Source organism: Plantibacter sp. VKM Ac-2885 (assembly GCF_015351205.1).
Lineage (GTDB): Bacteria > Actinomycetota > Actinomycetes > Actinomycetales > Microbacteriaceae > Plantibacter > Plantibacter auratus.
In genome coordinates this window covers 490,046-510,578 of record NZ_JADKSK010000002.1, presented here as the reverse complement: position 1 = coordinate 510,578, position 20,533 = coordinate 490,046, and the positions used below count along the sequence as shown (strand labels likewise).

Below are 20,533 nucleotides of genomic sequence, written 5' to 3'. Positions count from 1 at the left end.
GCGCGCGCCGCTACGCGAGGTCGGCGTGCCGGGACAGATCCGTATGCTGCGCGACGAACGCCCGGGCCAGACGCTTCGTGACGCCGAGTTCCGCGACGAGATGCTCGAGGTCCGGTGCCCAGCGCGCGATGGCCCGGAACTCGTCGAGGTCGATGAGGTTCGACGCGGCGAAGCGGTCGGCCTGCACCTCGTGCTTCGGTCGGTCGTCCTCGTGGCCGAGCACGCAGTGCGCGATGCCGTGGGCGAGGGCGTTCCGCCGATGGACGGACCGGAGCGACTCCTGGATGACGATCGTGTGCGCGGACGGCAGCCAGCGCTCATGGGACACCCGCAGGGGCCGGAAGATCACGGCGAGACCGAGCTCCTCCGCGTGCGCATACGGGTCGTAGGCGCGTCCACGCTCACGGGGCTTCCGGCTCGGGTTGCTCCAGTTCTCCATCGGTGATTGCCGCCCCACGTTCCCCCTCCAACTGCTCCGTCGTCCACGACGCAGCTTCCCTCTGCCGGCGTCTGCGATCCAGCTCGTCATTCGTAGCAGTGGTGTCCGACACGGGAGCCACTCGCTCGTCGTCGCTCGCCTGCAGTTCGGCCTCGATCCGACTCATCCCCCCGACGGCTTGGAGGGCGTCGGCCAGGAGTCGCACCGGATCGGCACCGGTCGCGGCGCAGAGCGTGACGAAGGTCGGGCCGCTGATCTCGCTGCGACCGGCGAGGACACGTTGCAGTGTCGTCGGACTCATCCCGGTCGCCTCAGCCAGGGCGCGCTGATTCATGCGTCGCCGCTTGTAGGCGGCGACGAGTTCGTCCGCCAACGCCTGATTGACCATCGCCTCTGCTGCGTTCACGTTCCGATCGTAGCCAGAAACCCTGTCGTGAACGACAGAAAACCTGCCTCATGCGCTCTATAGTGTCACCTCCGACCTGAATGATGCCAGATGAGACAACTTCTGGAAACCATCCGGGTCGTCCATCACCACCCACGACGCCCGAGGAGGCATCATGACCGAACACCGAACATCACCGGAACCACCGACACCACCGCCCGTCCCGTTTCCAGCACAGCGGATCATCCGCACCGTGATCCAGACGACCGCGGCGGTGATCTTGAGCTCGGTGGCCTGCATCACGACCGCGAGCATCATCGCGCCACAACTCCTGGAGGCGATCCGGGAACTCCTTCCGGATGACGTCTACGCCTGGGCGGCGGCGGCCGTGGCCACGACGGCGGCAATCGCCGCAGCGCTGGCGCGGATCATGGCGATCCCCGGCGTGAACGGGTTCCTGACGAGACTGAGAGCAGGATCCACACCCCGCCATGCTCGACTCGATTCCGGCGCCGAATCTGCCTCTGAAGAAAGAATTTCACGGTGAATCGGCAAAATGAACTGGACAAGATGACGAGATCGTCGTAGAGTCTCTCTCGAACACACGTTCGAATGTCGGAGGACACATCCTCCACGAAACAACAGATTGGAGGCAGAGTGGCGCTCAACAACTACGTGCTGAACGGCCCGTCCACGGTGATCGCGGACGACAACCGCGATCCCTACGTGTCCTGGCAGAACCACCTCGACCGAACCGGCCGAGGCGGGGTCGACCTCGTCGCCGCTGTGGGCACCCCGGTGCTCGCACCCACGCCCGGAACCATGAACTGGGTTCCGAACGACGGATCAGCGGGCAACTCGTGCCGCTTCAACCATGACCAGAACCCCGGATGGGCCGATGTGTTCTCGCACCTCGACCGATACGTCGGGAGCAACGGTCAGCACTTCAACCAGGGCGACATCATCGCCTATTCGGGCAACACGGGAGGCGTGCCTCAGCACCTCCACCGTCACCTGCTCGACCCCTCTGGCAGCCGCCAGAACCCGTGGAGCTACTTCGGCTCCGCGAACCCATCCACAAACACAGGAGAACAACTCGTGAAGATCATCCGTCAGGGACAGTCCGGCTACGTCTGGCAGGGCAAGCAGACCTTCGGCGCCATCGCGCTCGTCGGCCCCGGCTACGTCCGCTACATCGCAGCACCCGTCGTCTACGACGCGCTGGTGCCGACCTACGGGCCGTACGTGAACCTCACGGGCGACCAGTTCTACACCACCATCCGGGAGCTCACGTCGAACCAGGCGTAGCGCACCGGTGACCTCGAGTCACCACTGACCGGCAACGGAGAACGGCCTCCGAGCAGACCGTAACTGCTCGGGGGCCCGCCCTCCGCGCCACGAAAGGAGCCACATGGTCCTCCGCTATCAACACCCGTTCCTGCAGATGGATCTGGCCGACGGCTGGGGATCGATGGCCGGCGGGCGGACCCAACCGCACCGCGGGCTGGACTACCAGCCCGGCGCCGGAGCCGCGATCCCGGCGGTCGCTGCCGGCGTCGTCTCCGCCAACCGGTGGAACGCGGCCCTGGGCAACGTCCTGGTCATCGCCCACCCCGACGGCATGTACTCGGGCTACTCGCACCTGGCGGCCGCCCCACCGCACCAGGTCGGCGCGGCGATCGTCCGTGGTGAACCCGTCGGTGTCGTCGGGAACACCGGATCCGCTTCCAGCGGAGCCCATCTGCACCTCACCATCACCTTCACCGCGGACGGAACGTGGAACAACGCCGACATCGGCGTCACCACCGATCCGTATCCGTTCATCAACGCTCGTCTGAACGGCGACGACCCTGGACACCCACTCAAGGAGTCAGACATGCCCAAGATCATCAGCGTTCCGGCCGGCACCATCGCACTGGTGACCGAGACCTTCGGAACGATGTACACGTCCCCCGACGGCGCGCAGGGATTCTCCATCGCCGCGAACACGCAGGCCTACGGTCAGGTCAGCGGCTTGACCGAAGACCAGGTCACGACGCTCGTCGCGGAGGCGAACGCACGAGGTCAGCATTTCGCCGAACTCGTCGCGGGGCTGCGGTAGCCACACGGGCATGAGGAAGCCCCCGAGCAGACCGTAACTGTTCGGGGGCTTCCTCCATTCTGCACCGTGCACGCCCGGAGCACAGCGTGCAGGCTCGATGCTCAGGCGAACTGCGCGTAGAACGCGTCAGGGTCGTGGGCGAGCGACGCCTTGACCATCGCGCTCCAGTCGTCGACGACGACCTCGGAAGCGCCGGCCGCGACGCCGTCGAGGCTCGCCCGTGCGACGTCCGCGGGGTCGACCATGGGGCCGTCGTAGCCGGCCATGATGTCGGTGTCGGCGGCCCCGAGGTGGAGCCCCTGCACCGTGACACCCTTCGGGGCGAGTTCCAGACGGACCGCGTTCGTCATGTTCCACTCCGCAGCCTTGGCCGCGGCGTATCCGCCGGAGCCGGGGTGGGCGAACCAGCTCAGGGCGGAGAGCACGTTGACGATCGTCCCTCCACCGTTCGCTTCGATCACCGGCGCGAACGCACGCACCATGGCGAGGTTGCCCCAGTAGTGCGTGTCCATCTCCCGCCGAGCGTCCGCGAGGTCGCCGGTCAGCATCGAGCCCTGCGTCGCGATCCCGGCGTTGTTGACGAGCAACGTGACGTCGGTCGCGATCTCGGCCGCCGCAGCGACGGACGCCTGATCGGTGATGTCGAGCTGCAGCACCTCCACGCCCGGGATGTCGACGAGTTCCGGGCGCCGCGCGGTGGCGTACACCTTCGACGCGCCGCGCTCGAGCAGTTGCACGACGAACCGGCGGCCGATGCCCCGGTTCGAGCCGGTGACGAGTGCGACGGATCCTGCGATGTCCATGATTCCCTTCCGCGTGCGGGGCGATCCCGCAGCAGCCTGGTTAGGCTAAGACCTCACATCAATGTCAGGTGCAAGCCAGGAACGGAAGCTCGATGCGCATCGGAGATCTCGCGGCTCGGACCGGGGTGAGCGTCCGCTCGCTCCGGTACTACGAGGAGCAGGGGCTGCTCACCGCCACCCGCACGACGACTGGCCAACGGACCTATGAACGAGCGGCGGTGGAACGCGTCGAGCTCGTGCAGCAGCTCTTCGCCGCCGGGCTGCCGAGCCGCACGATCGTCCAACTGCTCCCCTGTGTCGATGCGGGAGTCGCGACGCCGGAGTCGCTCGCGCTGCTCCGGACCGAACGCGACCGCATCACCGCGCAGATGGCCGACCTCGAAGCAGCACGCGCCCGTTTGGAAACGGTCATCGACATCACGCTCCACCCGACGCCGGAGCACTGCCCCGCGCTGCGCGAGGAGCTTCCGGCCGAGCTGGACGCCGCCTGACGCCATCCGGCACGGCTCCGGCAGAGTCGGCCCATCGCGGCTACCATGACCACGTCGGAGGTCGAGGGCTACCGGTCGCTCGCCTTCGCGGCAGCCGAGTCGGGCACGCCTGAGCCCGACTCCCGATCCGGGGGTCAGTGATGAGTGAATCAGTGAAACAGGGGTCAGCGAAGCAGAGCCCAGCGACCGCGACCGAGTCGGTCGCCGCCCAGGCGGCGCGCACCCGGCTCGAGGAGCGCGTGGCGGGCATCGAGTCGATCCTGATCTCGGTCCCGATGCTGCTGCTCGAGATCGCGCTCATCCTCTCGCTGTTCGTCCCCTACGCGAACCAGACGAAGACGGATGAGGACCCCGAGGCCTTCAACCTGTTCTTCTTCCTCGCGGGATTCGCCGATCGTGACGACGACGGCGACCCGGAGGCCGCCTCGATCCTGTTCGCGAGTGCGTTCCTGGTGCTCATCGTGGTGATCATCGGCACGATCTGCACCGCGCCGATGCTCGCGGGCAAGCGGGTCTCGTCGCGAGCGGGAGCGACTGCGGTCACCTTCATCATCGTGCTCATCCTCGGCAACATCGGCGCCTGGATGGTGATGCTGATGGGGGTCTATGCCGACTCGCCCTGGGCCATCGGACCTGCCCTGCCACTCCTCAATCTCGGCACCCTGCTCGCGGCGATGATCGCCTTCATGCCCGGTTACCGTCGCATCTGGGAGCGATGAGGCAGTCCCAGTCCCCCGCCGATGCGATCAGCTAGTGCGACTGCAGGACCGCCCAGGCGATGAGGCTGTCCAGACGACGGACGTCCGCGCCCTTCGCGAGCTTCACCTTGATGTGCCCGGCCCGGGTCCAGAGCTCGATCTCGGAATTCCAGTCGAGCGTTCCGGCGTTCTCCGACGACCACATGTTGATCGAGCTGTACGGCAAGGAGTAGATCTCGACCTTCTTGCCGGAGATGCCCTGCGCATCGCGCACGATCAGGCGCTTGGTCGTGAACACCGCGGAGTCGCGGAACGTCTTGAACGCTGCAACGGCTTGCTCACCCTGAACGAGCAGCTGTGTCACATCGGCGGGGATCGGGATCTCGTTCTGCAGGGTCCAGGCCATGATCGGTGCGCTTTCCATGGCCTGAGTGTGGCAGAGGATGGCGGTGGTGCGGTCGCATCGGGATGGGGACCTCTCCCCATCCGTCGATCACGTCGCAGGCCCGCGCCGTTGGCATACTTGCTGCATGCCCGGAACCGACGACACCCGATGAGTGTGCTCGAGGACTATCAGTGGGCCGTCGAGGCAGAGCTGCAGAACACCCCGTTCATCGTCACCCGCCTCCCCGACGGGTTCCAGGTCGGATACGACCTCGCGGACGCCCGCTGGTGGAACGTCCTCCAGCTGAACGAGGTGTCCGACAGCATCACCTACACCGTGCGGGTCGATGAGCGACGTCGGCGGTTCAGCATCACCGACACGGTCAAGCGGATGAGCTGGTCGGCTGGTGTCTCCGGCTTCGTGCCGCGCCTCTCCTGGTCGTTCTCCTGGCAGTCCGGCCGTGTCCGGTACGGCAGGGTCATCATGCTCGGGACCTCTCCCGGAGGGTTCGAGATCGCGTTCAGCCCCGAGAACGAACGCGCGCGCATCACGGAGATCGGCGAGGAACTCGGTCTGCGTCCTCGCATGAGCCCCCACGTCAGCATCGGGCTCTGGGCGGCGGCCGGTGGCGTCGCGATCGGCCTGATCGTGCCCGCCATCATCATGCTGAGTCTTTCCCTCACTGGGAACCAGTGATGCAGGAGCTTCGAATCGGGACGGTGGCGCACTGGTGATGGCACGGAAACGCGCGAAGGGCGACACACGGGGCTTCCTGCACAGCAGGGTGTTCCAGACGGTGGCGATCGTCTTGATGCTGTTGGCCGGTCCGGTGGCCGTGGTCGTCGGCTCCTTCATGATGGCTGCCGACAGTGACCTGCTGCAGAACGGCGAGCGGACGAGTGGGACGGTCACCGAGGTGGACGACGGAAGGAAGGCGTCGGACCACCGGTTCAGGACCGACTACCTGGCACCCGACGGTACGGAGCAGCGCGTCTGGGCGGACTGGCCCCTCGACGGCAAACCCGCCGTCGGCGACGTCGTCACGGTGATCTACCGCGCGGACGACCCCGGCACGGCGGTGCTCGAGGGCTATGACGGGCCGGGGACCTCGGTCGTCGGTGTCGGTATCGTGCTGACCGGCGTGAGTCTCCTGATCGGCACCGCCATGCTCGTGGGCGTCCTGCTCCGTGCGGGCCGGGGACCCGACCCCGGCGAGACTTCGAAGGGTTGACGCCACGCTGTTCGCGCATCCCACAGGAGAGCTGCCGATTCAGGCCGCATACAGATCTTCTGCGCCGGCGTAGGCCGAGGCAGCGAAATAGGGGTTCCGAACAGCGGAAGCCATCACGAGGTCGACCGGGCGGCCGAACAAGGACTCAAGGTCCTCTCGAAGACCGAAGTACGCGTCGAACGGATCTGCCGACCCCGGCACGAATTCGACGAGCAGGTCGACGTCGCTCCGGCCGTCGTCGAACCGATCGGATAGGGCGGAGCCGAAGATACGCAATCTGGCGACCCCGCGCGCGCGACAGATCACTCCGAGCGCGTTCGCGTCGACCGAGATCCTTGACGTCATGGAGGAAAGTCTACCGATTCGGCACCAGCCGCGGCAGGCGGAAGGGCCCGAGCTCGTGCTCGTCACGATCTCGGTGGCGCCGTGCACTCGACCGCGCGGCGGCCGAGCAATTGGTGGCGCCGCTCGTCGAGCACATCATCGACGAATTCGGGCTCAGGCGAGAACCCGGCAAGTGCGTCGAAGAGCTGCGGATGCCATTGGATGAGGACAAAGGGACGGCGCTGCACAGGATCATCCGGGCTGATGGCTGGGGTGTCGTCGCATACGCCGGTGACGACCGTGGGGACCTGCCTGCGTTCAGGGTGGCGCTGGCCAGCGGCGGGTATGCACTCGTCGTCGACGGCCCCGATGCTGCGGAGGAGGTCGCTTCGGTGGCCGGAGTCCACTTCTCATGTCCCGGCGAGTTCCAGCAGTGGCTCGGGCAACTCGACGACGCTCTGGGATGACCGGACCGCTCCTCGCGGTCGTGCGCGAAGAAGCGGACGCCACGGCCCAACAGAAAAGCACCGAAGAAATCTCCGGTGCTTCTCTCTTGAACAGCTGATCTGGTAGCAGGAGAGAGATTCGAACTCTCGACCTCACGATTATGAGTCGTGCGCTCTCACCAACTGAGCTACCCTGCCACGTCTCTCCGTATGCCGGCGAGAGCAGTGACGGAGAGAACGAGCCCCGAGCGGGACTTGAACCCGCGACCTCTTCCTTACCAAGGAAGTGCTCTACCACTGAGCTATCGGAGCGCGAACCAGACCGCTCACGCGGAAATGGCACCAGTAGAGACTAGCATCCCGCGAGGGGTGCTTCGTACACCGGATCGGGATCAGTTCGCGGCGAAGGTGTCCGCGGCGTGGACGACCTTCTGCAGGTACGACGCGGCCCCGTTGTACGACCCGATCGCCGCGGTCCAATCGGCCTCGATGCGGAGGTCCCGGCCACCGTGGCACAGGTAGTGCGCTGCGGCGAGCGCCGCGTCGTCGATCTGCTGCGGGTCCGCGACGCCGTCGCCGTTCCCGTCCGCTCCCCACCGCTGCCAGGTGGACGGGATGAACTGCATCGGGCCGACCGCGCGGTCCCATCTGGCGTCGCCGTCGAAGGCGCCGCGGTCCGTGTCGGTGACGGCGTCGAACTCGGTGCCGGTGAGTGCCGGGCCGACGATGGGTGGAACGGCCCGACCGGTGTCGTCGAGCGCACCACCGAAGATCGTGCCGTGGCCGGACTCGACGCTCCCGAGCGCAGCCAGGGTGTTCCAGGCGATCCCGCAGCCCGGCTGGCTCTCCGCGACGGCGAGCGCCGCACCGGCGTAGGCGACCATCGCCCGCTCGGGGATGCCGAGGCGGAGCGCCGTGGCCGTCGCCCAGGCACGGTCCACGCGGTCGGTGATCGCCGCCGGCGCTGTTCCAGCCGACCCCGCGGCGGGGATGCCCGGTCCCTCGACGGCAGCATGTGGCGCGGTTCCGAGGGTAGAGTCCCGTGCTTCCGCCCGACTGATGAGCTCCGGCCCCCAGACGACCGCTGCCACGATGACGGCGAGACCGACGATCGCGACCGCTCCGCCGGCGACGAGCCATCCCACACGGATGCCCGACCGACGGTTCCGGCGCGTCGGTGCGACGGGGCGCCGGGAGCGGTTGCGCGCGCCGGACGGCCGGGACCGCGGCTTCCGCGTCGAACGGGTGGCGCTGGCCGTGCGGCGTCCGGGCGCTGCGGTCTTGCGTTGTGCGGGCCGGCGGGCTCCACTCCCCTTCGCCGACGTACCCACCGGTCCACCGTACCCGCGCGTCGGTCGGCGCCGTGCGCCGTGGGGTCAGTGCTCCGGCGCAGCCTTCGCGGCCTGCTTGGCCTGGCGCTTCTCCCGAAGGTCTTTCGCGACGGCGACGCCCTTCTTGGCGGCGGCGTTCGCCTTCGTGCTGGCCTGCTTCGCACCCTCGAACTCCGAGGCGAGGACGGCGAGCCCGCCGACGGCGATCAATGCTCCCGGTCCGGGGAGCGGGATCAGGGCCACGCCGAGGGCCACGGTGCCACCGCCGACGACTCCGACGCCCGCCCGGTACACCCGGTTCGCGGTCGGATTCCGGCGGATGATGCCACGCGTCGTCCGGGCCGCTGATCCGGCGATGCTTCCCGCCTGCGCGGCGACGCGCTTCGCCGTGCTGCGGGCCGAGCCGTCCGATTCCGTGGTCATGTTCCCACTCTAAGCAGGGTGGGCGGGTCGGTGGCCGGGAATCCGGTCCGAATCGACAGCCGCGCGCCCGCCCTGGCGACACCGCGGTGGCCAGTCCACGAGCGGCGACGGGCCCCGTGAATGGCCTAGGGTAGCGACATGGACTCCGCCCTCCCGACCACGTCGGCGACCGCAGCTCAGCATGCCTCCCCCGCAGGAGGCTCCACCCCCGGTTCGGAGTGGTGGCGCTCCGCCGTCATCTACCAGATCTACCCGCGATCCTTCGCGGACGCGAACGGCGACGGCCTCGGCGACCTGCCCGGGATCACCTCCCGCCTCGGCGCCCTGCAGGAGCTCGGCGTCGACGCCATCTGGCTGTCCCCGTTCATGACGAGCCCGCAGAAGGACGCCGGTTACGACGTCGCCGATTACTGCGACGTCGACCCCATCTTCGGCACGCTCGCCGACTTCGACGCGATGACCGCCGCCGCGCACGCTGCCGGCATCCGCGTCATCGTCGACCTCGTCCCCAACCACTCCTCGAGCGCCCACCGCTGGTTCCAGGAAGCCCTCGCGGCCGGGCCCGGCTCGGCGGAGCGCGCCCGGTACATGTTCCGCGACGGCAAGGGCGAGCACGGCGAGATCGCCCCCAACAACTGGGAGTCCGTCTTCGGCGGTCCGGCCTGGACGCGCGTCACCGAGGCCGACGGCGCGCCTGGCCAGTGGTACCTGCACATCTTCGACTCCTCGCAGCCCGACTTCGACTGGACGAACCCGTGGGTCCGCGAGCAGTTCCGCGACGTCCTCCGGTTCTGGCTCGACCGCGGCGTCGACGGGTTCCGCGTCGACGTGGCGCACGGCATGATCAAGGCCGACGGCCTGCCCGACTACACCCCACCGGCCGAGGGCGGCAGCATGGGTGGCGCCTCGGCGGGCGTCGCGCTCGAACCCGGCATCAGCACGGGGCCCGCCTCGTGGCCGGAGACCGCGCCCTACTGGGGTCAGGACGGCGTGCACGAGATCTACCGCGACTGGCACGAGCTCCTGGAGACGTACGACGGCGACCGCGTGCTGTGCGCCGAGGCCTGGGTCGACCCGCTCGACAAGATGGCCCTGTGGGTGCGCCCCGACGAGATGCAGCAGGCGTTCAACTTCCCGTACCTCGAGACCCCGTGGAACGCGGCGGACCTCAAGGCGGTCATCGGCGAGTCGCTGCGGGCGTTCGCGCAGGTCGGTGCTCCGAGCACGTGGGTGCTGTCCAACCACGACGTCGTGCGGCACGCGTCCCGCCTCGCGCTCACGGAGGAGAACCCCCAGGGCTACGGCGTCGGTCCGAACACCCCCGGCCAGCCGGACCGGGCCCTCGGGTTGCAGCGGGCCAGGGCGGCGACCGCCCTCATGCTGAGCCTGCCCGGTGGGGCGTACCTCTACCAGGGCGAGGAACTCGGACTTCCCGAGGTCATCGACCTGCCGGACGACGCCCGACAGGATCCGACCTGGTTCCGAACGAACCACGAACGGTACGGCCGCGACGGCTGCCGCGTGCCGATCCCGTGGGAGGCCGGGCACCCCGCGTACGGCTTCAACACGACCGGTGCGTCCTGGCTGCCGCAGCCCGACGACTGGAACGACTACTCGCGCGACGCACAGGCCGGCATCCCCGGTTCGACGCTGGAGCTGTACCGCACGCTGCTCCGCCTGCGCCGCGAGCATACGCTGGGACTCGGTTCGATCGCCTGGATCGAAGGGGCACCCGACACCATTCTCGCGCTGACCAACGGCGCGGTCACGGTCGTCGCGAACACCGGTGCCGACGACATCGCCGTGCCCTCGTCGCTCGCGGACTCGGCCGTGCTCGTCGCGAGCGGACCCTTCGACGGCAGGACCATCCACGGCGACACGACGGTCTGGTTCACGACGCCCTCGACCCTGCCCGTCGCCTGAGACACTCCGCGGGCCGGTGTGCCAGCGCGGTGCGCCGACGTGACCGCGGGCGTTTCGGCGCCGGCGCGGTGCGCTGACGTGAGCGCGCCGGAATCGGCCCCGCCGCGGGGCGTGCGAGTGAGCGCGCCCCTCTGGAGGGGCGCGCTCACGCCGTAGACCCGCGCTCGGGCCAGCGCACCGCGCTGGCCCGAGGGCCGTCAGGTCAGTGGTGGAGGATCGCGACCGCGTGGGCGCCGAGCCGGAGTGATCCGTCCGTCGTGACGACCTCACCGAAGCTGTCGAGGAGTTCGCCGACCCGCAGTGCGAGCTCGACCGGCTCCGTCCCGAAGTTGACCGCCAGGGTCGCCGAGCCTCGACGCAGGACGAAGGAGCCGGTCGCCTCGTCGACGATCGCGGTCGTGTCGGCGAACGCCGGATCGGTGAACGCCGGGACCGTCCGCCGCAACTCGATGACCCGTCGGTACCAGGTCAGCAGCGTCGCGTGCCGACCACGGGATCGCTCCGACCAGTCGAGCACCGACCGACGGTAGGTCTCGGGATCCTGGGGATCCGGCACGTCGGCCTCGTTCCAACCCATCCGGGCGAACTCGGCGATCCGGCCCTTCGCCGTCGCCTCACCGAGCTCGGGCTCCGGGTGCGAGGTGAAGAACTGCCAGGGCGTCGAGGCGGCCCACTCCTCCCCCATGAACAGCATCGGGGTGAACGGCCCGAGCAGCGTGACGGCGGCCGCGATGGCGAGCTGCCCGTCGTCGAGGGTCGCGGCCAGCCGGTCGCCCGTGGCGCGGTTCCCGATCTGGTCGTGGTTCTGGTCGGAGACGACGAGCCGCCAGCTCGGCGTCCGTTCGAGGTCGATGCGGCGGCCGTGGTGGCGCTTGCGGAAGCTCGACCAGGTGCCGTTGTGGAAGAACCCCTCCTCCATGACCTTGCCGAGTGCACCGAGCGGCGCGAAGTCGGCGTAGTAGCCGGACACCTCGCCGGTGAGCGCGACATGGAGGGCGTGGTGGAAGTCGTCGCTCCACTGCGCGTCGAGACCGTACCCGCCAGCACCGCCGGGGCCCCGGGGCGTGATGAGCTTCGGGTCGTTCAGATCCGACTCGGCGATCAGCGTGAACGGTCGGCCGAGGTCGGCGCTGAGCGCATCGACCGCGGCGTCGAGTTCCTCGAGGAGGTGGATCGCACGGGTGTCGTGCAGGGCATGGACGGCGTCGAGGCGCAGGCCGTCGACGCCATACTCCTCGAACCACAGCAGTGCGCTGTCGATGATGTACCGACGCACCTCGTCGGAGTCCGGCCCGTCGAGGTTGAGGCTGTCGCCCCAGGTGTTGCCGGCGCCGTCCGCGAGGTACGGGCCGAAGCGGGGCAGGACGTTGCCGGAGGGACCGAGGTGGTTGTACACGACGTCCTGGATGACGGCGAGCCCGCGCTCGTGACACGCGGCGACGAAGCGACGGTAGCCGTCCGGTCCGCCGTAGGCCTCGTGGACCGCCGACCAGAAGACGCCGTCATAGCCCCAGTTCCAGACACCGTTGAACGCGTTGACCGGCAGGATCTCGACGGCGTCGACGCCCAGCTCGACCAGCTCGTCGAGGCGTTCGATCGCCCCGTCGAAAGTGGCCGCCTCGGTGAAGGTGCCGATGTGGAGTTCGTAGAGCACGGCACCGATGAGGGAGCGACCCCGCCAGCCGGTCCCGTCGCACGGCACGGGGTCGGATGCGACGACGCGCGACGGGCCGTGGACGCCCTCCGGCTGCCGACGCGAGCGCGGATCGGCGAACGGACCCTCACCGTCGACGAGGTAGCGGTAGTCGCTGTCGACGACCGCCGCGCGTGGCTCGGCACCGTCGAGCGCGATCCACCACCCCTCGGCGACGTCGCGGTCCATCGGGTGCTGCTCACCGTCCAGGACGAGGTCGACGCGCTGAGCCTCGGGTGCCCAGACGCGGAACCCGTCAGCCGGACTCGTGGTGCTGGTCGTCATCGTGCTCACTCCTCGCTCGCGGCCTCGGCCGCATCGTCGGGCCGTGTCAGGACGGCGACGGGATACTGCTCCAGCAGCGCCGCGAGACGGACCTCGCCACCCTGCAACTCACGGCCGGTCAGCACGTCGACGAGCCGGCCTTCCGGCAGGGTCACCGTGGTCGACTTCCATCCGCCGTGCTCCGCGAGCCGGAGCGAGAGCCGGGTCGCGACCGTGGTCACGCCACCGCGTGAGAACGCGACGACGTGGTCGGCGGCCGGTCCGTCCGCCCCGATGGGGGTGTACTCGGCGAACCGCGACGGGTGCTCCCGTCGCAGGCGGAGGAGCCGGCTGGTCACGAGGAGCTTCGCCGCTCCGTCCGCGTCGACCGGCGGCAGCCAACCCTCGTCGAGACGGGCGAGCACCGCGCGACGCTCGGCGTAGTCGACCGGGCGACGGTTGTCGGGGTCCACGAGCGATCGGTCCCAGAGCTCGCTGCCCTGGTACACGTCCGGCACGCCCGGCATCGTCAGCTGGATCGCCTTGGCGACCAGGCTGTTCGACCATCCGGCCGCCTCGACGTCCGCGACGGCGTCGAGCAGCGCGGCGTTCGCACGACGGCTGTCGTACAGTCCGTCGACCGCCGCATGCAGGGCGGCCTCGAACGTCTCGTCCGGTGCGGTCCAGGTGGTCGAATCGCCGGCCTCACGGGCGGCCTTCTCGACGTAGGCGTGCAGTCGCTCGCGTTCGATCGGCCACGCACCGACGGCCGCCTGCCAGACCAACTGCTCGAGCTGCCGGTCGGGGAAGCCGTTCGACGTGTGGAGGGCGACGGCGTGCTCCGCCCACCGGTCCGCGACCTCGCTCAGGGCGTCGATGCGGGCGCGGACGTCCTCGCTGCGCTTCGTGTCGTGCGTGCTGAGCGTCGTCATCGAGGACGGCCACTCCGCCTGCCGCCGTGCCTGGCGGTGGTGGAACTCGGCGACGCTGATGTCGGTCTCGGCGGGGTCTCCGCCGACCTCGGTCAGCGAGGTGAGCGCCGTGTAGCGGTAGAACGCGGTGTCCTCGACGCCCTTCGCCATCACCATGCCCGAGGTCTGCTGGAAGCGCGCGGCGAGCGGATCGGTCGAGCTGCGCAGGCGCGGAGCCAGCGCGGCGAAGGCGTCGGCGAGGTCCGGCCGGCGCGTCTCCGCCTCGTCGAGTGCGGCGTCCAGGTATTCGTCGCCGAGCGGCAGGTAGGAGCGGTAGACGGGGAACGCGGTGAGGATCTCGGCGAGCGCGTCGACGGCGTCCGGCACCTCGGGGACGAGCCTGGCGAGGCGGCGGACCTCGGACCCAAGGATCCCGTCGGCGATGCCCCGCTTGGTGGTGTGCACGAGGTCGTCCCAGGCGTCGCGCGTCAGCTCGACCCCCGCGAGCTGACCGAGCGTCGGCAGACCGGTCGGGTCGACGAGCACGCGGTCGACGTCGCCCAGGGCGTCGTAGCCGGTGGTCCCGAGCGTGGCCCACTCGGCCGGCAGGTCCTCTTCGCCCTCGAGGATCTTCTCCACCCAGATGGGTGCTCCACCGATGCGCTCGGACAGTCGATCAAGGTAGGCACCGGGGTCGAGGAGTCCGTCCGGGTGGTCCACGCGGATCCCGTCGGCGAGGCCGTCGTCGAACCAGCGACCGATCTCGACGTGCGAGCCGTCGAAGACCGCCGGGTCCTCGACGCGGATCGCGGCGAGCGTGTTGACGGCGAAGAACCGTCGGTAGTTCAGCTCGCTGTCGGCGCGGCGCCAGTTGACGAGTTCGTAGTGCTGCCGGTCGTGGACCTCGCGCGGGCTCGCATCGTCGTCGGCCGTCCCGGGAGCGATGGGCAGTCGGTGGTCGAAGTAGCGCAGTTCGCCGTCCTCGATACTGAGGTCGTCGAGCGCGCTGCGGCCTTCCTCGTCGTCGCCGAGGATCGGCACGCGGATCCGACCGTCGCCGGCCTCCCAGTCGACGTCGAACGCGGCCGCGTGCGCTGCATCCCGACCGTGCTGGAGCAGGTCCCACCACCAGGCGTTCTCAATCGGTGTCGCGACGCCCATGTGGTTCGGGACGGTGTCGATGAGGACGCCGAGGCCAGCCGCATGGGCTGCTTCGGCGAGCGCCGTGAGCCCCTCGGCACCGCCGCGTTCCGGGTCGACCTCGGTGTGGTCGACGACGTCGTAGCCGTGGGTGGATCCGGGTTCAGCTCGGAGGATCGGCGACAGGTAGACCCAGTCGGCACCGAGGGCCTGGAGGTAGTCGACGAGCGCCGCGGCGTCCTGCAGCCAGAAGTCGGCGGTCAGCTGGAGGCGGTAGGTCGAGACGGGCACGGCGGAACGCTGTGGCCCGCCGCCGGACACGTCGGTCATGATGCGACCCCCGATCGCAGGAGGGTGAAGGAGGTCCCCTGCACGATCACCGTCGTCGACCCCTCGGCGAGCATCTGCTCCGGGTCGCTCGACTCGACGAGCGTCCACGGCAGGCCGGGAGCCTTCGGCAGGCTGAACTCGACACCGTTCTCGGCCGCGTTGAGCAGCAGGGCGAACGAAGCCGATCCGGCGTGCCGGAACACGAAGGTGATCGAGCGGGCGTCGGGGTTGTCCCAGTCCTCGTCGGCGAAGGGCTCGTCGTCGGACCGGGTGATGAAGACCCGGTCGTCGGCCTTGGAGCCCGGCCCCTGGCGGAACCAGTCGGGTCGCAGCGCCGGCTCGGCTCGGCGCAGGGCGATCAGACGCTTCGTGAAGCCGAGGAGGTCGTGGTCGGCGTGCTCCCAGTCGAACCACGACACCTCGTTGTCCTGGCAGTAGGCGTTGTTGTTGCCGCCCTGGGTGCGGGCGATCTCGTCGCCGCCGAGGATCATCGGGACACCGGCCGACAGCAGGACCGTCGCGAGGAAGTTGCGACGCTGGCGGTCGCGGCGCGCGTTCACGGCGGGGTCGTCCGTCGGGCCCTCCGCGCCGTTGTTGCTGGAGCGGTTGTCGCTCTCGCCGTCGTTGTTGTCCTCGCCGTTCGCCGCGTTGTGCTTCATCGAGTACGCCGTGAGGTCGGCGAGGGTGAAGCCGTCGTGCGCGGTGACGAAGTTGACGCTGGACAGCGGCGAGCGCCGGGACGCCTCGTAGACGTCCGGGCTGCCGAGGACGCGCTGCGACATGGTGCCGAGCACGCTGTCGGCGCCGTTCCAGAAGTCGCGGACGTCGTCGCGGAACTTCCCGTTCCACTCGGACCAGCTCGCGGGGAAGCCACCGACCTGGTAGCCGGCGGTGTCCCACGGCTCGGCGATCATCTTGATCGGGGCGAGCACCGGGTCCTGCTCGATGAGCGAGAGGAACGCACTGTGGATCTCGGCGGAACCGTCCTGGCGGGTCAGCGTCGTCGCGAGGTCGAAGCGGAAGCCGTCGACGTGCATCTCGGTCACCCAGTAGCGCAGGGAGTCCATGATGAGGCCGAGCGCCGCGGGGTGGCCGACGTTGACGCTGTTGCCCGTGCCCGTGGTGTCGAAGTAGTGCTCGCGGTCCTCGTCGACGAGACGGTAGTAGGCCGCGTTGTCGATGCCCTTGAACGACAGGGTCGGGCCCATGTGGTTGCCCTCGGCCGTGTGGTTGTAGACGACGTCGAGGATGACCTCGAGGCCGGCGGCGTGCATCGCCTTGACCATGGCCTTGAACTCGTCGACCTGCCCACCGGTGTCGCCGGCGGCCGCGTACTCGCCGTGCGGGGCGAAGAAGCCGATGGAGTTGTAGCCCCAGTAGTTGCGGAGCCCCTTCTCCTCGAGGTGGCTGTCCTGCACGAACTGGTGCACCGGGAGGAGTTCGACCGCGGTCACGCCGAGGTCGGTGAGGTAGCGGATGGCTGCCGGGTGGGCGAGGCCGGCGTAGGTGCCGCGGATCTCCTCGGGCACCTCGGCGAGCTGCTTGGTGAAGCCCTTCACGTGGACCTCGTACACGATCGTCTCGGCGAGCGGGATGCGCGGAGCGACGTCCTGGCCGTCGGCGTCCCAGTCGAACGAGGACGGGTCGGTGACCACACCGAGCGCGACGTGGCCTGCGGAGTCGGTGTCGTCCATCGTCTCCGGAGCGTCGAGGCGGTGGCTGAACTGCGCCTGGCCGAGGTCGTAGCGCCCCGTGACCGCCGTCGCGTGCGGGTCGAGCAGCACCTTCGCCGGGTTGTGGCGGAGACCGTTCGCCGGGTCCCAGGGGCCGTCGACGCGGATGCCGTACCGCGTCCCGGGGACGAGGCCCTCCACCAGTCCGTGGAACACGTGTCCGGTGCGCTGTTCGAGGCGCGTCTGCTGCTCCTCCCCGCCCTCGGGGAAGATGCACACGGTGACGGCGTCGGCGGTCTCCGAGTAGATGGCGACGTTCGCACCATCGCCCCGAAGGGTGACGCCGAGCGGATAGGGGGTCGAGAGCGTCATGGCGCCCTTTCACTCGAAGGGATCGATCGTTGTTGAGACGGTACACCGGCCGGATGACTTCCCCGGTTCCGGACGAAACGTGGTAATGGGCCGATCAGAACGCGAAGATGCCGATCGCGACACCGATGGCGAGCCCCGCAGCGGCCGTCGCGGCGGCGAGGAGCAACGCGATCCGCGGGTCGACGCCCTGGTCGACGACGAGACCGAGCCGTGCACGCACCCGACGGACCCGGCGCACGCGCGACTCCGACCAGATCTCGCGCAGGCTGGCCGCGACCTCGTGGGCGGCGGGTCGGTCCTCCGGCTTGCGGGCGGTCATCGACCGCAGCAGCGGGTGCCAGGCGGCGGGGAGCTCGGGCGGGATCACCGGGTCACGGTGCAGGCGTGCGATGGCGGCCTCGACGAGACCGCCGTCGAACTCCCGGCGCCCGGTGACGGCCTCGAGCAGGACGAGTCCGAGCGAGTAGATGTCCGTCTCGGTGCCGACGGTGTCGCCGAGCGCCTGCTCGGGCGAGAGGTAGGACGCCGTGCCGGAGATGGCCTCGGTGTTCGTGAGGCGCGACCCGCCCACGAAGTGCGCGATCCCGAAGTCGGACAGCTTCACGAGGTTCGCGTGGCCGAACGCGGCGATGTCGCTGAAGAGCATGTTGTCGGGCTTGATGTCGCGGTGCACGATCGACCGCGTGTGGATGAAGGACAGCGCGTCGGCGACCTGCGCACCGAGGGCGGCTGCGTCACGCGGGAGCATCGGGCCGGCCTGCAGCTTGTCGGTGAGCGTGGCGCCCGGGATGTACTCCATGACGAGGAACCGGTGCTCGACGCCGCGGTGGACGACGGAACCGGAGTCGTAGAGCTCGACGAGGCCCGGGTGGCGGAGTTCCCCGAGCAGACGGATCTCCCGCTCCTGACGCAGCCGGTCGTTCGCGGTCGCGGCCTCGTCGCGGAAGAGCTTCACGGCGACGGGGCGCGAGAGCAGCTCGTCGCGTGCGCGGTAGACGTTGGCGGACCCGCCGGAGCCGAGCTGCTCACCGATGCTGTAACGCCCGTTCGACAGGCTGACGCCGGTGACGACCGTCTCGGTGTGCTCGGTGAACATCGCAGCTGGATCGGTGATCGATCCGGCGTGTGCCGGCGGTCGGTGCAGGGAGTCGCTCACGGCCGCCCCCTTCACGGTGCAGTCGATGTTGGCCGCGCCACCGTGTTCTCGGCAGGCTGTTCCAGCAACCACGTTACAAGGCGTTCGTCGTTCAGGCGGATTCGTGTCGGAGTGTTGAGAACGGCTAGCGCACCTGGTAGGCGTCTGCAAGACCCCGATGCTCCCTTGCGGGCCCCGAACCGCGACGAGGACCATGGAGAGGGCCGGGGAACCCGGGCCGAGTCGTCTGCTGCGAGGAGCACCCATGTCCACTGTCGCTGAAACCGTCGTCGCCACCCTCCAGGCCAGCGGTGTACAACGCGTCTACGGCCTCCCCGGCGACTCCCTGAACGGCTTCACCGATGCTCTCCGCTCCTCCGGCGGCATCGACTGGGTGCACGTGCGCCACGAGGAGGCGGCCGCCTTCGCCGCGGCGGCGGAAGCGGAGCTGACCGGCGAGCTGGCGGTCGTCGCGGCGAGCTGCGGCCCCGGCAACCTGCACCTCATCAACGGCCTCTTCGACGCGAACCGCTCACGGGTACCGGTGCTCGCGATCGCCGCCCACATCCCGAGCTCCGAGATCGGGACCACCTACTTCCAGGAGACCCACCCGCAGGAGCTGTTCCGTGAGTGCAGCGTCTACGTGGAACTCGTCTCCCAGCCGGAGCAACTGCCGCGGGTGCTCGAGATCGCGATGCGCACCGCGGTCGAGCGCCGCGGCGTGGCCGTCGTGGTCGTCCCGGGCGACGTCATGCTCCAGCACGCGGTCTCGGAGCACGTCGCCGCCATCCGGGCGACGCGACCCCGGATCCTGCCGTCGGAGCACGAACTCGACGAGGCCGCTCGCCTGCTCAACGGCGGCAAGCGGGTCACCATCCTTGCCGGAGCCGGAGTCGCCGGAGCGCACGAGCAGCTCATCGCGACCGCGGACGCGCTCGGCGCCCCCATCGTCCACGCCCTGCGCGGCAAGGAGCACGTCGAGTACGACAACCCGTTCGACGTCGGCATGACCGGCCTCCTCGGATTCGCCAGCGGCTACCACGCCATGCTCTCGTGCGACGTCCTCCTCATGCTGGGCACCGACTTCCCCTATCCGCAGTTCTTCCCCGAGCACGCGACCGTCATCCAGGTCGACATCCGCGGTGAGCAGATCGGCCGGCGTCACCCGGTCGACCTGCCGCTCGTCGGGACCGTCCGGGACACGCTCGAGGCGCTGCTGCCGAAGCTCGAGCGCAAGACGCACCGCAAGCACCTGGAGGAGTCGCTCAAGCACTACCGCAGCTCGCGGAAGGGCCTCGACGACCTCGCGACAGCGGACCACGACGGCCAGGCGATCCACCCGCAGTACCTCGCGAAGGTCGTCGACCAGCTGGCGACGGACGACGCCGTGTTCATCCCCGACGTCGGCTCCCCCGTCGTCTGGGCGTCGCGCTACCTCACCATGAACGGGCGGCGCCGACTCATCGGCTCGTTCAGCCACGGCAGCATGGCGAACGCCGTCTCCCACGGTCTCGGAGCCCAGGCGTCCCACCCCGGCCGCCAGGTCATCGCGCTCGCGGGCGACGGCGGACTCACCATGCTGCTCGGCGAACTCATCTCGCTCACCCAGAACAAGCTGCCCGTGAAGATCATCGTCATCAACAACTCCTCGCTCAACTTCGTGGAGCTGGAGATGAAGGCCGCCGGGTTCGTCAACTTCGGCACCGACCTTGTGAACCCCGACTTCTCGCGTGTGGCGGAGGGCATGGGGATCCACGGCGAACGCGTCGAGCGGGCGAGCGAGTTGGAGGGCGCCATCCGTCGGGCCTTCGATCACGACGGTCCAGCGCTCGTCGACGTCGTGACGGCGAGACAAGAGCTGTCGATCCCGCCGACGATCACCGCCGAGCAGATGAAGGGGTTCACCCTGTACGCGCTCCGGACGGTCATGTCGGGCCGCGGCGACGAACTGCTCGACCTCGCGAACACGAACCTGCTGCGCCGCATCCTGCCCGGTCACTGAGCGACGGCCGGATTCCCCCGCGGTATCCAGAGA

Annotated in this window: 21 protein-coding genes and 2 tRNA genes; 10 read left to right on the top strand and 13 right to left on the bottom strand. The window is 69.2% G+C overall.

From position 1 onward, the window contains the following. Positions 1 to 10: 10 nt before the first annotated feature. On the bottom strand, positions 11 to 457 hold the full coding sequence (locus ITJ66_RS15010) for an ImmA/IrrE family metallo-endopeptidase (RefSeq protein WP_191941779.1): 447 nt from the start codon (positions 455 to 457) through the stop codon (positions 11 to 13). Next, positions 402 to 845, bottom strand: a complete 444-nt coding sequence (locus ITJ66_RS15005; RefSeq protein ID WP_085512825.1) for a helix-turn-helix domain-containing protein — start codon at positions 843 to 845, stop codon at positions 402 to 404. Before ITJ66_RS15005 ends, ITJ66_RS15010 begins: the two co-directional genes overlap by 56 nt. Before the next feature lie 154 nt (positions 846 to 999). Between ITJ66_RS15005 and ITJ66_RS15000 the strand changes: the two genes are divergently transcribed. The 3 genes from ITJ66_RS15000 (at position 1,000) to ITJ66_RS14990 (ending at position 2,925) form a co-directional block, all read left to right on the top strand. Next, positions 1,000 to 1,371 (top strand): hypothetical protein, encoded by a 372-nt coding sequence (locus ITJ66_RS15000; RefSeq protein WP_194645126.1) that lies wholly within the window; start codon positions 1,000 to 1,002, stop codon positions 1,369 to 1,371. A 110-nt stretch (positions 1,372 to 1,481) separates the two neighbouring features. Then, the gene (locus ITJ66_RS14995) at positions 1,482 to 2,132 is read left to right on the top strand and encodes a M23 family metallopeptidase (protein ID WP_194645125.1); all 651 of its coding nucleotides are present in this window, start codon (positions 1,482 to 1,484) and stop codon (positions 2,130 to 2,132) included. Positions 2,133 to 2,235: 103 nt separating this feature from the next. Then, a complete protein-coding gene (locus ITJ66_RS14990) occupies positions 2,236 to 2,925 on the top strand; it encodes a M23 family metallopeptidase (protein WP_194645124.1) in 690 nt (229 codons plus the stop codon). A gap of 101 nt (positions 2,926 to 3,026) precedes the next feature. On the opposite strand, the gene ITJ66_RS14985 is transcribed toward ITJ66_RS14990, so the two are convergent. Further along, entirely contained in the window at positions 3,027 to 3,728 is a 702-nt protein-coding gene (locus ITJ66_RS14985) for an SDR family oxidoreductase (RefSeq protein WP_194645123.1), read from the bottom strand. A 92-nt stretch (positions 3,729 to 3,820) separates the two neighbouring features. Here ITJ66_RS14985 and ITJ66_RS14980 point away from each other — a divergent pair, with 92 nt between their 5' ends. Both ITJ66_RS14980 and ITJ66_RS14975 read left to right on the top strand, forming a co-directional pair. Further along, the gene (locus tag ITJ66_RS14980; protein ID WP_191941785.1) at positions 3,821 to 4,219 is read left to right on the top strand and encodes a MerR family transcriptional regulator; all 399 of its coding nucleotides are present in this window, start codon (positions 3,821 to 3,823) and stop codon (positions 4,217 to 4,219) included. Between the two features lie 152 nt (positions 4,220 to 4,371). Continuing rightward, positions 4,372 to 4,938, top strand: a complete 567-nt coding sequence (locus tag ITJ66_RS14975) for a hypothetical protein (RefSeq protein WP_194645122.1) — start codon at positions 4,372 to 4,374, stop codon at positions 4,936 to 4,938. Between the two features lie 31 nt (positions 4,939 to 4,969). On the opposite strand, the gene ITJ66_RS14970 is transcribed toward ITJ66_RS14975, so the two are convergent. Further along, a complete protein-coding gene (locus ITJ66_RS14970; RefSeq protein ID WP_191941787.1) occupies positions 4,970 to 5,341 on the bottom strand; it encodes a PH domain-containing protein in 372 nt (123 codons plus the stop codon). 129 nt (positions 5,342 to 5,470) lie between these two features. Between ITJ66_RS14970 and ITJ66_RS14965 the strand changes: the two genes are divergently transcribed. Together ITJ66_RS14965 and ITJ66_RS14960 are read left to right on the top strand one after the other, a co-directional pair. After that, a complete protein-coding gene (locus ITJ66_RS14965) occupies positions 5,471 to 5,998 on the top strand; it encodes a hypothetical protein (RefSeq protein WP_194645121.1) in 528 nt (175 codons plus the stop codon). A 37-nt stretch (positions 5,999 to 6,035) separates the two neighbouring features. Next, positions 6,036 to 6,533: a DUF3592 domain-containing protein gene (locus tag ITJ66_RS14960; protein ID WP_194645120.1), complete on the top strand. Its 498-nt coding sequence runs from the start codon at positions 6,036 to 6,038 to the stop codon at positions 6,531 to 6,533. A 39-nt stretch (positions 6,534 to 6,572) separates the two neighbouring features. Here the strand turns inward: ITJ66_RS14960 and ITJ66_RS14955 are convergent, their stop codons facing one another. Beyond that, positions 6,573 to 6,878: a nucleotidyltransferase family protein gene (locus tag ITJ66_RS14955; RefSeq protein WP_194645119.1), complete on the bottom strand. Its 306-nt coding sequence runs from the start codon at positions 6,876 to 6,878 to the stop codon at positions 6,573 to 6,575. Between the two features lie 113 nt (positions 6,879 to 6,991). Between ITJ66_RS14955 and ITJ66_RS19850 the strand changes: the two genes are divergently transcribed. Next, a complete protein-coding gene (locus tag ITJ66_RS19850; protein WP_228501938.1) occupies positions 6,992 to 7,324 on the top strand; it encodes a trehalose-phosphatase in 333 nt (110 codons plus the stop codon). A 100-nt stretch (positions 7,325 to 7,424) separates the two neighbouring features. On the opposite strand, the gene ITJ66_RS14945 is transcribed toward ITJ66_RS19850, so the two are convergent. The 4 genes from ITJ66_RS14945 to ITJ66_RS14930 form a co-directional block, all read right to left on the bottom strand. After that, positions 7,425 to 7,501, bottom strand: a tRNA-Met gene (locus tag ITJ66_RS14945). Positions 7,502 to 7,543: 42 nt separating this feature from the next. Further along, a tRNA-Thr gene (locus ITJ66_RS14940) sits at positions 7,544 to 7,615 on the bottom strand. Between the two features lie 80 nt (positions 7,616 to 7,695). Next, positions 7,696 to 8,634, bottom strand: a complete 939-nt coding sequence (locus ITJ66_RS20215) for a lytic transglycosylase domain-containing protein (RefSeq protein WP_370582672.1) — start codon at positions 8,632 to 8,634, stop codon at positions 7,696 to 7,698. 45 nt (positions 8,635 to 8,679) lie between these two features. After that, positions 8,680 to 9,057 (bottom strand): PGPGW domain-containing protein, encoded by a 378-nt coding sequence (locus ITJ66_RS14930; protein ID WP_194645118.1) that lies wholly within the window; start codon positions 9,055 to 9,057, stop codon positions 8,680 to 8,682. A 138-nt stretch (positions 9,058 to 9,195) separates the two neighbouring features. Here ITJ66_RS14930 and ITJ66_RS14925 point away from each other — a divergent pair, with 138 nt between their 5' ends. After that, on the top strand, positions 9,196 to 10,980 hold the full coding sequence (locus ITJ66_RS14925) for a glycoside hydrolase family 13 protein (protein ID WP_194645117.1): 1,785 nt from the start codon (positions 9,196 to 9,198) through the stop codon (positions 10,978 to 10,980). A 202-nt stretch (positions 10,981 to 11,182) separates the two neighbouring features. Here the strand turns inward: ITJ66_RS14925 and treZ are convergent, their stop codons facing one another. The 4 genes from treZ to ITJ66_RS14905 form a co-directional block, all read right to left on the bottom strand. Continuing rightward, positions 11,183 to 12,958 (bottom strand): malto-oligosyltrehalose trehalohydrolase, encoded by a 1,776-nt coding sequence (gene treZ, locus ITJ66_RS14920; RefSeq protein WP_194645116.1) that lies wholly within the window; start codon positions 12,956 to 12,958, stop codon positions 11,183 to 11,185. Positions 12,959 to 12,963: 5 nt separating this feature from the next. After that, a complete protein-coding gene (treY, locus tag ITJ66_RS14915; protein WP_194645115.1) occupies positions 12,964 to 15,318 on the bottom strand; it encodes a malto-oligosyltrehalose synthase in 2,355 nt (784 codons plus the stop codon). Next, positions 15,315 to 17,363, bottom strand: a complete 2,049-nt coding sequence (gene glgX, locus ITJ66_RS14910; protein WP_194645114.1) for a glycogen debranching protein GlgX — start codon at positions 17,361 to 17,363, stop codon at positions 15,315 to 15,317. The genes treY and glgX overlap by 4 nt, the downstream gene beginning before the upstream one ends. 94 nt (positions 17,364 to 17,457) lie before the next feature. After that, positions 17,458 to 18,519, bottom strand: a complete 1,062-nt coding sequence (locus tag ITJ66_RS14905) for a serine/threonine-protein kinase (protein WP_159453425.1) — start codon at positions 18,517 to 18,519, stop codon at positions 17,458 to 17,460. Between the two features lie 244 nt (positions 18,520 to 18,763). Between ITJ66_RS14905 and poxB the strand changes: the two genes are divergently transcribed. Further along, the gene (gene poxB, locus ITJ66_RS14900; RefSeq protein WP_194645113.1) at positions 18,764 to 20,500 is read left to right on the top strand and encodes a ubiquinone-dependent pyruvate dehydrogenase; all 1,737 of its coding nucleotides are present in this window, start codon (positions 18,764 to 18,766) and stop codon (positions 20,498 to 20,500) included. Positions 20,501 to 20,533 lie beyond the last annotated feature (33 nt).